The 12,801-nt window shown below is 75.9% G+C and carries 15 protein-coding genes; 2 read left to right on the forward strand and 13 right to left on the reverse strand.

What is annotated here, in order from left to right:
* Positions 1-131: 131 nt before the first annotated feature.
* From J5O08_RS13935 to J5O08_RS13970, 8 genes are all read right to left on the reverse strand, one after another.
* Positions 132-716 (reverse strand): MerR family transcriptional regulator, encoded by a 585-nt coding sequence (locus J5O08_RS13935; RefSeq protein ID WP_217615657.1) that lies wholly within the window; start codon positions 714-716, stop codon positions 132-134.
* A 149-nt stretch (positions 717-865) separates the two neighbouring features.
* On the reverse strand, positions 866-1,432 hold the full coding sequence (locus tag J5O08_RS13940) for a bifunctional nuclease family protein (RefSeq protein WP_218707483.1): 567 nt from the start codon (positions 1,430-1,432) through the stop codon (positions 866-868).
* Between the two features lie 56 nt (positions 1,433-1,488).
* A complete protein-coding gene (locus tag J5O08_RS13945; protein ID WP_308281620.1) occupies positions 1,489-2,301 on the reverse strand; it encodes a MerR family transcriptional regulator in 813 nt (270 codons plus the stop codon).
* Positions 2,298-2,813 carry an FHA domain-containing protein gene (locus J5O08_RS13950; protein WP_218707484.1) on the reverse strand — a complete coding sequence of 172 codons (516 nt, stop codon included), beginning with the start codon at positions 2,811-2,813 and terminating at the stop codon, positions 2,298-2,300. The genes J5O08_RS13945 and J5O08_RS13950 overlap by 4 nt, the downstream gene beginning before the upstream one ends.
* 120 nt (positions 2,814-2,933) lie before the next feature.
* Positions 2,934-3,719, reverse strand: a complete 786-nt coding sequence (locus J5O08_RS13955; protein WP_218707485.1) for a DUF881 domain-containing protein — start codon at positions 3,717-3,719, stop codon at positions 2,934-2,936.
* A gap of 2 nt (positions 3,720-3,721) precedes the next feature.
* Positions 3,722-4,054 carry a small basic family protein gene (locus J5O08_RS13960; protein ID WP_147796766.1) on the reverse strand — a complete coding sequence of 111 codons (333 nt, stop codon included), beginning with the start codon at positions 4,052-4,054 and terminating at the stop codon, positions 3,722-3,724.
* A gap of 1 nt (position 4,055) precedes the next feature.
* The gene (locus J5O08_RS13965) at positions 4,056-4,958 is read right to left on the reverse strand and encodes a DUF881 domain-containing protein (RefSeq protein WP_308281621.1); all 903 of its coding nucleotides are present in this window, start codon (positions 4,956-4,958) and stop codon (positions 4,056-4,058) included.
* A gap of 50 nt (positions 4,959-5,008) precedes the next feature.
* The gene (locus tag J5O08_RS13970) at positions 5,009-5,659 is read right to left on the reverse strand and encodes a CDP-alcohol phosphatidyltransferase family protein (RefSeq protein WP_147796768.1); all 651 of its coding nucleotides are present in this window, start codon (positions 5,657-5,659) and stop codon (positions 5,009-5,011) included.
* Between the two features lie 93 nt (positions 5,660-5,752).
* Here J5O08_RS13970 and J5O08_RS13975 point away from each other — a divergent pair, with 93 nt between their 5' ends.
* Positions 5,753-6,169: a CoA-binding protein gene (locus tag J5O08_RS13975; protein WP_218707486.1), complete on the forward strand. Its 417-nt coding sequence runs from the start codon at positions 5,753-5,755 to the stop codon at positions 6,167-6,169.
* Positions 6,170-6,413: 244 nt separating this feature from the next.
* On the forward strand, positions 6,414-8,315 hold the full coding sequence (locus tag J5O08_RS13980; RefSeq protein ID WP_255589845.1) for a DEAD/DEAH box helicase: 1,902 nt from the start codon (positions 6,414-6,416) through the stop codon (positions 8,313-8,315).
* Positions 8,316-8,552: 237 nt separating this feature from the next.
* Here the strand turns inward: J5O08_RS13980 and J5O08_RS13985 are convergent, their stop codons facing one another.
* From J5O08_RS13985 to J5O08_RS14005, 5 genes are all read right to left on the reverse strand, one after another.
* Positions 8,553-9,608, reverse strand: coding sequence for a low specificity L-threonine aldolase (locus tag J5O08_RS13985; protein WP_218707487.1), 1,056 nt, complete (start codon positions 9,606-9,608; stop codon positions 8,553-8,555).
* 34 nt (positions 9,609-9,642) lie between these two features.
* A complete protein-coding gene (locus J5O08_RS13990) occupies positions 9,643-10,065 on the reverse strand; it encodes a Fur family transcriptional regulator (RefSeq protein ID WP_217615651.1) in 423 nt (140 codons plus the stop codon).
* 146 nt (positions 10,066-10,211) lie between these two features.
* Positions 10,212-10,493 carry an HU family DNA-binding protein gene (locus J5O08_RS13995; RefSeq protein WP_147796772.1) on the reverse strand — a complete coding sequence of 94 codons (282 nt, stop codon included), beginning with the start codon at positions 10,491-10,493 and terminating at the stop codon, positions 10,212-10,214.
* A gap of 140 nt (positions 10,494-10,633) precedes the next feature.
* Positions 10,634-11,698, reverse strand: coding sequence for a PHP domain-containing protein (locus J5O08_RS14000; protein ID WP_308281622.1), 1,065 nt, complete (start codon positions 11,696-11,698; stop codon positions 10,634-10,636).
* Positions 11,699-11,701: 3 nt separating this feature from the next.
* Positions 11,702-12,736 carry a Ku protein gene (locus tag J5O08_RS14005; RefSeq protein ID WP_218707488.1) on the reverse strand — a complete coding sequence of 345 codons (1,035 nt, stop codon included), beginning with the start codon at positions 12,734-12,736 and terminating at the stop codon, positions 11,702-11,704.
* Positions 12,737-12,801 lie beyond the last annotated feature (65 nt).

Here is a 12,801-nt window from a genome sequence, read left to right on the forward strand (position 1 = left end):
GTGGAGCGTTCTGCCCGACACGCGCCGGCGTGTCGGGCAGAACGCTCCACTCGACCCCACTCGAGGCCCCCGGTGACGCAGGACGGCCCGGACCCCCGTGGGGTCCGGGCCGTCCCGGTGTCGTGCGGGGCTCAGCCGGCGTTGCGGGCGCGGCGGCGCTCGGCGAGCTCGTCGTGCGCGTGGGCGGCGACGCCCTCGTCCTCGGCGCGCTCGGTCGGCAGCTCGGCGAGCGTGCCCTCGACCTCGCGCCACACCCGGCCGACCGCGATGCCGAACACGCCCTGACCGCCCTGGACCAGGTCGATGACCTCGTCGGCGGAGGTGCACTCGTAGACGCTCGCGCCGTCGGACATGAGGGTGATCTGGGCCAGGTCGTCGACGCCGCGCTCGCGCAGGTGGCCGACCGCCGCGCGGATCTGCTGCAGCGAGACGCCGGTGTCCAGCAGCCGCTTGACGACCTTGAGCACGAGGATGTCGCGGAACGAGTAGAGCCGCTGCGTGCCGGACCCGGTGGCCGGGCGGACGGACGGCTCGACCAGGCCGGTGCGGGCCCAGTAGTCGAGCTGCCGGTAGGTGATGCCGGCCGCGCGGCAGGCGGTCGGGCCGCGGTACCCGGTGGTGGTGTCGAGGTCCGGGAGGTCGTCGCCGAACAGGAGTCCCTGCGCCCGCTGCGGGACGGCGCCCGCCGCCTCCGCTGTCTGCTCGGTGCCGGTCACGGGGTCCTCCACTCGTCGCGCCCGCGCGCCGGGGCGGCGTGTCGGGAGATGCAGTGCTGTGCTGTTCTGGGTGCAACGCTAGGGCCGCCGCCGGGGGCGGTCAACGACCGCCACGCCCGCGGCTCTCGGCGTGTCGCGCACGGCGTGTCTTACCCTCCACCTGAGGTTGAACCTCGGTCCTTCCCGCCCGGCTCGCCGCGCTCGAAGTCGTCGGGCGAGACGTGGTCGAGGAACTCCCGGAACTGCGCCACCTGCTCGTCCGGGGTGGTGCTCGCGGTCGCCTCGTCCGCCTCCTCCGGGGACACCGGCGCGGCCTCGACGCCGACCTCCGCGAGCACGTCGGTCGCGCACAGCACCGGGCAGCCCACCCGCACCGCCAGCGCGATCGCGTCCGAGGCGCGGGCGTCGACGCGGACCCGCTGCTCCCCCAGCACCAGCGCCGCGTGGAACACGCCGCCGACCAGCTCGGTGATCTCCACCTGCACCACGCGGGTGTCGAGGGCGATGAGCACGTCCCGGAGCAGGTCGTGCGTCATCGGCCGCGGCGGCACGACACCGGCCTGCGCGGTCGCGATCGCGCCCGCCTCGGTCGGACCGATCGCGATGGGCACGATCAGCTCCCCCACGGGCTCGAGCAGCAGCACGACGAGCTCGTCGTCGCCCGGGTGACGACGCACGCCGAGCACCTCGAGCTGGACCAGGTCGTCCTCGTGCATGCGTCCACGCTACGACGCGCGGTCGGAGAGCGCACCGGGCGCGCGGACCGGGCGGCTCAGGGAGCCAGGTCGGCGACGCCCGCGCGCACCAGCGCCGTGTTCAGGCGGGCGCAGAGCTCGCCCACCTCGGCGGCCACCGTGCTCGCGCGCCCCCGCGCCGACGCCGACGTCTGCCCGCGCCAGGGGGCGACCACCGCCTCGACCATGTCGAGCTGCCGGTCGGCCGCGCTGCGGAACGCGCGCAGGTGCCGGGCCTCCAGCCCGTGCTCGGCGAGCGCGGCCGCGGCCAGCACGACCTCCTTGGCCCACGCGTCCAGATGGCCCGACGCCGACGGGCGCAGCACCCCGGCCTGGACCAGGTCGGCGACCAGCTGCTCCTCGACCCTCGCCTCCCGGGCCAGCGCGGCGGTGGTGTACCGGGCGTCGGCGGCGCCCGAGCGCGGCACGCCGTCCTCGGTCACCACGAGCGAGACCGGCTCGGACTCGTCGCCCGCGTCGAGCGCGGCCAGCCGCTCGCCGATCACCTTGAGCGGCACGTAGCGGTCCCGCTGCTCGCGCAGCACGTACCGGAGCCGCTCGAGGTCCGCCGGGCTGTACTGCCGGTAGCCCGCCGGCGTGCGGACCGGCTCGACGAGGCCCTGCTCCTCGAGGAACCGGAGCTTGGAGTTCGTGACCGCGGGGAACTCGATGCGCAGCGCGGCCAGAACGTCGGAGATCCGCATGCTCGCCTCGCGGGACAGCCCGCGCGGCCAGGGACCGGGCGTGTCGCCGCCCTGCTGCGCCGCGGCGTCGGGCGCGGCGGGACCCGCGGCGGCGACGCCGTCGTCCGGGCCCGCGTCCGCGTGCCGGGCGGACCGGGCGGGGCTCACTGCGCGGGGCCGGCGGGCTGGGCGCCGGGCCGCGCGGCGGGGCTCGGGTGGAAGGTCATCCGGAACTTGCCGATCTGCACCTCGTCGCCGGCGCGGAGCACCGCGGAGTCGATCCGCTCCCGGTTCACGTACGTGCCGTTGAGGGAGCCGACGTCGCGGACGACGAAGTCGTCGAGCTCGCGCACGAACTCGGCGTGCTTGCGGGACACGGTGACGTCGTCGAGGAAGATGTCCGCGTTCGGGCTGCGGCCCGCGACCGTGCGCTCGGCGTCGAGCAGGAACCGCGCGCCGGAGCTCGGGCCGCGCTGCATCACGAGCAGGGCCGAGGTGCGCGGCAGCGCCTGGACGGCGGCCGCCTGCTCCGCGGTGAGGCCGACGGGGCCCGCCGGCTCGACGTCCAGCGCGCCCAGCGAGCCGAAGCTGATCGTGGTGTCGGGAGCCGCCGAGATGGGCGCCCCGTCGGGCGCGGCCGGACGCGGCTCGCCGCCCGGCACCTGCTGCTCGTCGCTCATGACACCCTCCCAGACCTGCTGACGCGCGCCCCCGACCTGCACCGGGGTCCCCGACAGCCTAAGCGCCCGGAGGACCTGAGCACACCCCGCCGACCGGGTGTCGCCCGCGCCGGGGTGGTGTCACCCGCCGCCGGACGTCTCGGGCTCGGCGTACTGCGGGTCCGGCACGTCCCGGGTCGCCGTGACCTCGACGTGGTCCTCGGTCGACACCGTCGCGGTGCCGCCGTCGATCTGCACCTTGGCGACCGCGCCGCCGGGGATCGCGAGGGCGGTCGACATCGTGCCGGGGTCGCCGATCGCGACCCACCGGTACGGCGGCGCGACCGGCTTCCCGTCGACCTCGATCCCGTCGTCCGTCCCGAGCACGTAGGACGACGCGGTCAGGCGCTGGTCGTTCAGCTGGACCGCCTCGGCGCCGGAGTTGCGCAGCTCCTCGAGCAGGTTCAGCAGCGTCAGCGCGGACACCGACCGGGTCGGGTCGGACACCGTCACCGTGATCCCGGGCCCCTCGGCCGGCAGCCGGCCCGACAGGATGCCCTGCGCGGCCGCGCTGCGGGTCGCCGCCTCCAGCGCCGCCGCGCGGCTCGAGCCCGCGGACTGCAGCTCGGTGCGGGTGCGCTCGAGCTCGGCCACCTGCTGCTGGAGGTCGTCGGCCTGGCGCGTCGTCTGGTCGAGGAGCGACACCAGCTCGGACTCCCGCATGACCGTGAGGCTCTCGGTATCGGTCTGGCGCACCTGCACGGCGATCGCGAAGCCGAGCAGCACGCACAGGACGCCGGTGAGGGCCTGGGCGCGGGTGGCCCGGGGACGCAGGGCTCGGCCGAGCGCCCGCCAGCCGCGCACGGGTCGGGGCCCGGCCGCGGCGGCGGGCTCGGGCCGGGCGGGCTGCGCGGGGTCCTCGGGCACGGTCACGCCTTGAACAGGTGCCGCCGGATCGCGGCCACGTTGGAGAAGATCCGGATGCCGAGCACGACGACGACGCCGGTCGACAGCTGCGAGCCGACGCCGAGCTGGTCGCCCAGGAACACGATCAGCGCGGCCACGACGACGTTCGACAGGAACGACACCAGGAACACCCGGTCGTCGAACAGCCCGTCGAGGACCGCCCGGAACCCGCCGAACAGCGCGTCGAGGGCCGCCACCACCGCGATCGGCAGGTAGGGCTGCAGCGCCGCCGGCACCGTGGGTTCGAGCACCAGGCCCGCCACCACGCCGACGATCAGGCCGATCACCGCGATCAACTCAGTCCCCCTCGCTCTCGTCCCCGGACAGTGTGCCCGACGGCGCGGTCGAACCCGCGGGACCCGGCGTCGTGCCGGGCAGGACCGGCACACCCTCGGGCAGCTCGGCCGACCGCAGCGTCACGGTGCCGGCCGCGGGCAGGTGCAGGTCCCGCTGCGACGACACGCGGGTCGGGATGCCGTACGTCGACTGCAGGACGGCGAGCAGCTGGCCGCCCGACGTGCGGGTCAGGCCGGTCTGCATCCCCTGCGGGTCGCCGATCGCCTCGATCGCGTACGGCCCCACCAGCGGCACGACGTCGACCAGGATCGCGTCGCCGGCCGTGCGGATCGCCGTCGTGGGGCCCAGCCGCTCGCCGTTCACCGCGATCGCCTCCGCGCCCGAGGCCCACAGCCCGTTGACCACGAGCTGCAGGTCGGAGTCGCGGACCCGCCCGTTCGGGTCGTCGTCGTCCGCGTCGGCGTCCTGCAGCGTGATCCGCAGCCCGTCCCCGGTGACGGCCGTCGCGCCGGACGCGACGGAGTCGACGGCGAGCTGGTCGAGGAGCGGCGAGTCCGCGCCGGACAGCGCCTGCTCCTGGAGCGCGGCGATCTCGTCCGACAGCGCCGCGCTGCGGTCCCGCAGCCGGTCGAGCTCGGCGCTGCGCTCGGTGATCTGCCCGGCCAGCACCTCGCGCGCGGCGATCGCGGACGGCTGCGGGGCCCGCAGCGCGAGCACGGACCAGGTCGTGGCCGCGCCCAGCGCGACCGCGAGCACGGCCACCGCGACGGTGCCGCGCCCGCCCCGGCGCCGCGGCTTGCCGGCCGCCGCGCGCCGTTCGGCCGCCTCGCGGTACTCGGGGTCGAGCGGGTGCTGGGTGACCTCGGTCAGCAGCGACATCGAGGCGTCGAGGCGACGCCGCACCGGGCCCCCCGCGGGGTCGCGGCCGGCTCGGTCCCCCGGGCGGGGGTCCGTCACACGGCCACCGTGCGGGCCTCACCCGCGTCCGCGCCGCCGCGCCGGCCGACGAGCTGCCACGCCTGCCGCACGTACAGCAGGCCGGCGAACCAGTACAGGGCGACGCCCCACCACGCGCAGGCCCAGCCGAGCACGGACGCCAGGTCGCCCACGATGCCGCCCCAGTGCGCGAGCAGCAGCAGCGGGAAGGCGTACAGCAGGGCGAACGTGCCGGCCTTCCCGGCCAGGTGCACCTGGAGCGGCCCGTAGCCGTGCCGGGCCAGCACCACCAGCATGACCACCAGCATCGCCTCGCGGGCCAGCAGCACGACGACGAGCCACCACGGCACGACGCCGCGGGCCGCGAGGCCGAGCAGCGTGACGAAGATGAAGAGCCGGTCCGCCGCCGGGTCGAGGACCTGGCCGAGCCGCGACACCTGCCCGAGGCGCCGCGCCAGCACGCCGTCGAGCCAGTCGCTGGCGCCGGACACCGCGAGGACCCCGAGGGCCCAGCCGTCGTGCCCGGCGACGATCAGCACCGCGAACACCGGCACCATCAGCAGCCGGATCAGGCTGATCACGTTCGGCACGGTGAGGACGCGGTCGCTCACCACGTCCCGCTCCGCCACAGCTCTCCCGCCTCGTACGCCCTGATCGACGCCGCTCATCCTACGCAGGTGGGGACCGCTCTCCGGCCACCTCGGCGCCCCGGCCGCGTCGGGTCCCGCGCGGGCGTCGTCCGGCCGTGGTTCGCTGGCCGCATGGCCCACGTCAACGACCCCGCCGTCATCGACCGCCTGCTCCGGACGCCCGGCACCTGGGCGGTCGTCGGGCTGTCCACCAACCGGGCGCGCGCGGCGTACGGGGTGGCGGCCTACCTGCAGGACCTCGGGCAGACGATCGTCCCCGTGCACCCGCGGGCGGAGACGGTGCACGGCGCCCCCGGGGTGCGGGCCGTGGCGGAGGTCGGCGGGCCGGTCGACGTGGTGGACGTGTTCGTGAACTCCGGGCTGGCGGGCGACGTCGTCGACCAGGCGATCGCCGTCGGGGCGCGGGCGGTGTGGCTGCAGCTCGGCGTGGTCGACGAGGCGGCGGCGGAACGGGCCGCGGCGGCGGGGCTCGACGTCGTGATGGACACCTGCCCGGCGATCGAGGGCCGGCGGCTCGGGCTGGGCTGAGCAGTCGCGCCGCGCCGGACGGCGCTGTGCCCGAGGTCACCGCCGCCCTCCCCCGCGTCCGGCGGTCCGGGCCGGTAGACTGGTGGCACTCGGAGTCAGTCGCAGTGTCCCGTGATGTGCGTGCCGAGGCCCCCCTCTCCTGACGTGGCGGCCTCGTGATGTGTGGGTGTGGGAGTGCGACCGCGTGGCCGACCGGAACCCGGGCGGCGCACAGCTCCCCCCAGCGACACGAAACGGTGCTGCCTTGACGTCCCTGCTCGACCCTGCCCTGCCCGCGTCCGACGAGACCGTCGCGACCGGCCCCACCTTCGCCGACCTCGACCTGCCCGCGCCGCTGCGCGAGGCCGTCCTGGAGCTCGGCTTCACGACCCCGACCGCGATCCAGGCGGAGGCCATCCCGGCCCTGCTGTCGGGCCGCGACATCACCGGCGTCGCCCAGACCGGCACCGGCAAGACCGCCGCGTTCGGCCTGCCGCTGCTCGCCGCCGTCGACCCGGAGCTCCGCGAGGTGCAGGCGATCGTCCTCGCCCCGACGCGCGAGCTCGCCATGCAGGTCGCCGAGGCGCTGGAGTCCTTCGCCTCGAAGATGCCGGGGCTCGAGGTCGTCCCGGTCTACGGCGGCTCGCCGTACCTGCCCCAGCAGCGCGCCCTGCGCGGCGGCGCCCAGGTCGTCGTCGGCACGCCCGGCCGCGTCATCGACCACCTCGACCGCGGCTCCCTGAAGCTCGACGCGGTGCGGTTCCTCGCGCTCGACGAGGCCGACGAGATGCTGCGGATGGGCTTCGTCGACGACGTCGACCGCATCGCCTCCGCGACGCCCGCCTCCAAGCAGGTGGCGCTGTTCTCCGCGACCATGCCGCCGGCCATCCGCCGCGTCGCCGCGCAGCACCTCACCGACCCGGTCGAGATCACCGTCGCCCGCCAGTCGTCCACGGTGTCGAGCGTCCGGCAGACCTACGCCGTCGTCCCGTTCCGGCACAAGGCCGGCGCGCTCGCCCGCGTGCTCGCGGTGTCCGACGCCGACGCGGCGATCGTGTTCGTCCGCACCCGCAGCGCCGCCGAGGACGTCGCCGTCTCGCTCGTCGAGCGCGGCGTCGCCGCCGCCTACATCTCCGGCGACGTGGCGCAGGGCGACCGGGAGAAGATCGTCGAGCGCGTCCGCTCCGGCGCGATCAACGTCCTCGTGGCCACCGACGTCGCGGCGCGCGGCCTCGACATCGACCGCATCGGGCTCGTCGTGAACTTCGACGTCCCGGGCGAGCCCGAGGCCTACGTGCACCGCATCGGCCGCACCGGCCGCGCGGGCCGCACCGGCGAGGCGCTCACCTTCGTCACCCCGAACGAGAACGGCAAGCTCCGGGCGATCGAGCGGACCACCCGCCAGCAGCTCGAGCAGATCCAGATCCCGTCGCCGGCGGACGTGTCGGCGCACCGCGTCGCCGCGCTGCTCGGCCGGGTCCCCGCCCGCCGCGAGGTCGGCCGCCTGGACCTGTACCGCACCGCGGCCGCGGAGTTCCTGGCCGCGCACCCGGAGACGGACGCCGCCGAGCTGGTCGCCGTGCTCGCCGCCCTGGCCGTCGGCGACGAGGGCCCGGCACCGCGTCCGACCGAGGGCGACGACCTCGACGACGCGCTGTCCCGCGCGCACCTCGCGCCCGAGCGCGGCCCGCGCCGCGACGGCGCCGAGGGCGGCCGCCCGCGCAGCGCGGCCCGCCCGAGCAGCGGTGGCCCGCGCTACCGCCTCGCGGTCGGCTCGAAGGACGGCGTGCAGCCCGGCGGCATCGTCGGCGCGCTGACGAACGAGGGCGGCCTGACCGGCAAGGACCTCGGGAAGATCGACATCTTCTCCACCTTCTCGCTCGTCGAGATCCCCGCGGGCCTGTCCCCCGAGGCCTTCGACCGCATCGGCCGCGCCCGGGTCGCCGGCCGCCCGCTGCGGATCCGCGTGGACGAGGGCCCGCGCGGCGCGGGTCGCCCCGACCGCGGCGCCTCCCGCGGCCCGGCGCACCACGGCCCGCGCACCGGCCGGGACGGCGCCCGCGAGGGCGGCTACGGCTCCCGCGGCGAGGGCTACGGCTCGCGCGACGGCGGCCGGGACTTCGGCGGCCGGGACGCGCGGCCGCGCCGCGCGACCACCCCGCGCTGACCCGCGGCGCGCCCCTGAGGCGCGCCCGACGCGCGAAGGGGCCCGGCACCGACCACGGTGCCGGGCCCCTTCCGTGTGTCGCGCCCGCCGGACACCCGACCCCACTCGCGCCCCAGCGCCGAGATAGGACCGTCCCCGCGAGATAGGGCCGTCTGCGGTCCTATCTCGGCGCGCACGTCCTATCTCGGCGCGGGCGCGGGCGGCCTCGAGCGCGGACGGCGGCGCGGGACGCGCGGGTCAGGCCGCCGCGGTTGCCGCGCGGCCGACCGCCGCGACGAACGCGTCGACGTCCGCCTCGGTGGTGTCGAACGCGCACATCCAGCGCACCTCGCCGGTGGCGCGGTTCCAGTCGTAGAACCGTCGCACCTCGCGGAGCGCGTCCGCCACCCCGGCCGGGAGCGCGGCGAACACGGCGTTCGCGTCGGTCGCCTGGGTGACGCGCACGCCCGGCACCGCCTCGACGCCGGCCCGCAGCCGCTGCGCCATCGCGTTGGCGTGCCGCGCGGACCGCGCCCACAGGTCGCCCTCGTACAGGGCGATCAGCTGCGCCGACACGAACCGCATCTTGGACGCGAGCTGCATGTCGACCTTGCGCTGGAACGCGATGCCCGGCGTCGACCCCGGGGTCAGCTCGAGGACCGCCTCGCCGAACAGGATGCCGTTCTTGGTGCCGCCGAGGGACACGACGTCGACGCCGACGTCGGTGGTCAGGGCGCGCATCGGCAGGTCGAGCGCCGCGGCCGCGTTGCCGAGCCGGGAGCCGTCCAGGTGCACCCGCAGGCCGAGGGCGTGCGCGTGCGTGGTGATCGCGAGGATCTCGTCGGGCGTGTAGACGGTGCCGAGCTCGGTCGCCTGGGTGATGGAGACGACGCCGGGCTGGGCGCGGTGCTGGTCGCCGAAGCCGTGCGCGTGCCGGTCGACGAGCTCCGGGGTGAGCTTGCCGTCGGGGGTCGGCACGGTCAGCAGCTTGATGCCGCCGACGCGCTCGGGGGCGGCGTTCTCGTCCGTGTTGATGTGGGCCGTCTCGGCGCAGATGACGGCGCCCCAGCGGGGCAGCATCGTCTGGAGCGCCACCACGTTCGCGCCGGTGCCGTTGAACACCGGGTACGCGGTCGCGTCGGCGCCGAAGTGGCCGCGGAGCACGTCCTGGAGGTGCTCGGTGTACGGGTCGGCGCCGTAGCCGGGGACGTGCCCGTCGTTGGCGGCGGCGAGGGCCGCGAGGACCTCGGGGTGCACCCCCGCGTAGTTGTCGGAGGCGAAGTCGTGCCGGGCGGGGTCGTGCAGTCTGTCCACCCGCCCATCCTCCCCACGCGGGGAGGTGCGCCGGTCAGCGCGTCGCCGCCGCCTCGGCCGCGTGCCGCGCGCGGCATTCGGCGCAGGTGCCGAGCAGCTCGATGGTGTGCTCGACGTCGGAGAAGTCGTGCGCGGCGCCCACCTGCTCGGCCCACGCCTCGGCCCCGGGGCCGTCGATCTCGACCGCCTTGCCGCACGACCGGCAGACCAGGTGGTGGTGGTGGCTGCGCCGCACGCACCGGCGGTAGACCGCCTCCCCGTCGGGCGACCGCAGCACGTCGACCTCGCCGGCGTCGGCGAGCGTCTGGACGGCCCGGTACACGGTCGCGAGCCCCGTGGTGGAGCCCTGGGACCGCAGCAGGTCGTGCAGCTGCTGGGCGGAGCGGAACTCGTCGAGGTCGTCGAGCAGCCCCAGGATCTCGGTGCGCTGCTTCGTGGTGCGCTGCGTGACGGCCATCGGTGCGTGCTCCCTCCTCCGGGCGTCCCTCGGCGGGACGGCCGACCATGCTACTCAACGCCGGCGGGCACGTGATCCGTTCCCGGGCGCGCCGCGAGCCGGGGACCCGACGGGTCCCCGGCTCGCGTGCGGTGGTGCGGGGTCGCTCAGTTGGCGACGGCGCGCTTGAGGGCGCTGCCGGCGGTCAGCTTCACGCGGAAGCCGGCCGGGATGTCCAGCTTCTCGCCGGTCTGCGGGTTGATGCCGGTGCGCGCGGCACGGTCGGCACGGGACACCGCGAGCAGACCCGGGATGGTCACGGACTCGCCGGCGCTGAGCTGCTCGACCAGGACCTCCTGGAAGGCCTTGAGGGCCGCGTCGGCGGCGGTGTTGGTGAGCCCGGCCTTGGCGGCGATGGCCTGGACGAGCTCGGTGCGGTTCACGCTCACGGATGTGCTCCTATGTGTTCGAACTGGGTGCGCGGGCCGCTCGGCGCCTGCGTGGGGCGTCAGCTTCCGGCGGACCGACGCGGACGACCATAACGGCAGGCAGGGCGCTTCCGCGCATCGCCACGCGGGCGGTGTGTCGCTCAGGCAGCGACCCTCCGGCCCGCGAGGTGCTCCAGGAGGCGGTCGAGGGGCCACGCGTCGAGCACCCGGTCGGCCCCGATGCCGTGCGCGGCGGCGCGGTCGCAGCCCACCGGCTGCCAGGACAGCTGCCCCGGCGCGTGCGCGTCCGTGTCGACCGTGAACAGGCAACCGGCGTCGACCGCGACGTCGAGCAGCGCGTGCGGCGGGTCCAGCCGGTCGGGCCGGCAGTTCACCTCGACGGCCACCCCGTGCTCGGCGCAGTCGGCGAACACCGCGGCCGCGTCGAACTCGCTCGGCGGGCGCTGCCGCTTCCCGGTGAGCTGCCGCCCGGTGCAGTGGCCGAGCACGTCGACCCGCGGGTTCGCGACGGCCGCGCGCATCCGCCGGGTCATCGCGGCGGAGTCCATCCGGAGCTTGGAGTGCACGGACGCGACGACGACGTCGAGCCGGTCCAGCAGCTCGGGCTCCTGGTCGATCGACCCGTCGTCGAGGACGTCGACCTCGATGCCCGTGAGCACCCGGAACGGCGCGATCGCCCGGTTCAGCGCCTCGATCTGCTCGATCTGCGCCCGCAGCCGCGCCGGGGACAGGCCGTTGGCCACGGTGAGCCGCGGCGAGTGGTCCGTGATCGCGAGGTACTCGTGCCCGAGCTCCATCGCGGCCAGGACCATCTCCTGCGCGGTGGTCGAGCCGTCGCTCGCCTCGGTGTGCGCGTGCAGGTCGCCGCGCAGCGCCGCCCGGAGCGCGGCGCCGTCACCCGTGGCCTCCGCGGCCGGGTACCTCTGCTCCAGGTCCAGCAGGTACGGCACCGGCCCGCCCGCCGCGGCGTCCGCGGCCACCTCGGCGGTGCGGGCGCCCACGCCCGGCAGGTCGGTCAGCGTGCCCGCCGCGAGCCGCGCCCGGACCTCGTCGGGGCCGGTGCGCTCGAGCGAGCGGACGGCCGCCCGGAAGGCGTCGGCGCGGTACGACGTCGCGCCGCCGCGCTCGAGCAGGAACGCGGCGCGCCGGAGGGCGGCCACGACGGCCTCGTGCACGGACGCGGCGTCCCCGGGTGCGCTCGCCACGCGTCAGGACGCCCGCTTGCGCCGGGTGCGCGCGGGCTTCTCGTCGGCCGCCTTGTCCTCGGCCGGCTTCTCGTCGTCGGCCTTCTTGGCGCGCGAGCCGGTCGACGTCGACTTCCGGGCGGGCTTCTCCTCGGCGTCGTCGGCGGCCGCCGCCTTCGCGCGGGAGGACGACTTCCGGGCCGGCGCCTTCTTCTTGGCCTTCTCCTCCGCCGCGGGCGGCTCCGCGTCCTTCCCCGACGCGCCGCCCCCGCCGCGCGCCTTCTCCACGCTGCGCTGCAGCGCCGCCAGCAGGTCGACGACCTCGCCCGCGGGCTGGCCGCCCTCGCCGACCTCCTCGGCCTGCGGCACCGCCTGCGTGCGCCCCGAGGACACCTTCGCCTCGATCACCTGCTCCAGCGCGGCGCGGTACCGGTCCTCGAAGCCCGACGGGTCGAAGTCGCCGGCCAGGGACTCCACGAGCGACGACGCCATCGCGAGCTCCTGCGGCCGGACCGTGACGTCCTGGTCGAGGATCGGGAAGTCCGCCTCGCGCACCTCGTCCGGCCAGAGCAGCGTCTGGAGGCAGATGACGTCGTCCCGCACGCGCAGCACCGCCATCGACTCGCGCTGCCGCAGGGCGACCTTGACCACGGCCATCCGGTCGGTGCTCGTCAGCGCCTCGCGGAGCAGCGCGTACGGCTTCGCGGCCGTGCGGTCCGGCTCCAGGTAGTAGGTCTTGGCGAGCAGGATCGGGTCCACCTGGTCGGCGGGCACGAACTCGATGACCTCGATCTCGCGCTCGGTGGCGAGCGGCAGCTGGTCGAGGTCCTCGTCGGTGAGGACCACGAGCTGCCCGTCGTCGGTCTCGTAGCCCTTGGCGATCTCGCTGTACTCGACCGGCTCGTCCTCGATCGAGCACACCTTGCGGTACCGGATCCGGCCGCCGTCCTTCTTGTGCACCTGGTGCAGCGGCACCTCGTGCTCCCCCGTGGCCGCGTAGAGCTTGACCGGCACGTTGACCAGCCCGAACGCGACGGCGCCCTTCCAGATCGCGCGCATCGTGACCACCCTCCCCGGCGCGGAGCACTCCCCCGCGACGACTCCGCGTGCTGTGGGCAGGATGG

Origin of the sequence: Cellulomonas sp. PS-H5, from assembly GCF_019265565.1 — a bacterium.
Classification (GTDB): Bacteria; Actinomycetota; Actinomycetes; order Actinomycetales; family Cellulomonadaceae; genus Cellulomonas.

Excerpts from the sequence above, each read along its gene's own strand:
- J5O08_RS13940 (WP_218707483.1), bottom strand. The coding sequence starts at position 1,432 with ATGCACGAGGACGACCTGGTCCAGCTCGAGGTGCTCGGCGTGCGTCGT.
- J5O08_RS13950 (WP_218707484.1), bottom strand. The coding sequence starts at position 2,813 with ATGAGCGACGAGCAGCAGGTGCCGGGCGGCGAGCCGCGTCCGGCCGCG.
- J5O08_RS13970 (WP_147796768.1), bottom strand. The coding sequence starts at position 5,659 with ATGAGCGGCGTCGATCAGGGCGTACGAGGCGGGAGAGCTGTGGCGGAG.
- J5O08_RS13975 (WP_218707486.1), top strand. The coding sequence starts at position 5,753 with ATGGCCCACGTCAACGACCCCGCCGTCATCGACCGCCTGCTCCGGACG.
- J5O08_RS13990 (WP_217615651.1), bottom strand. The coding sequence starts at position 10,065 with ATGGCCGTCACGCAGCGCACCACGAAGCAGCGCACCGAGATCCTGGGG.
- J5O08_RS14005 (WP_218707488.1), bottom strand. The coding sequence starts at position 12,736 with ATGCGCGCGATCTGGAAGGGCGCCGTCGCGTTCGGGCTGGTCAACGTG.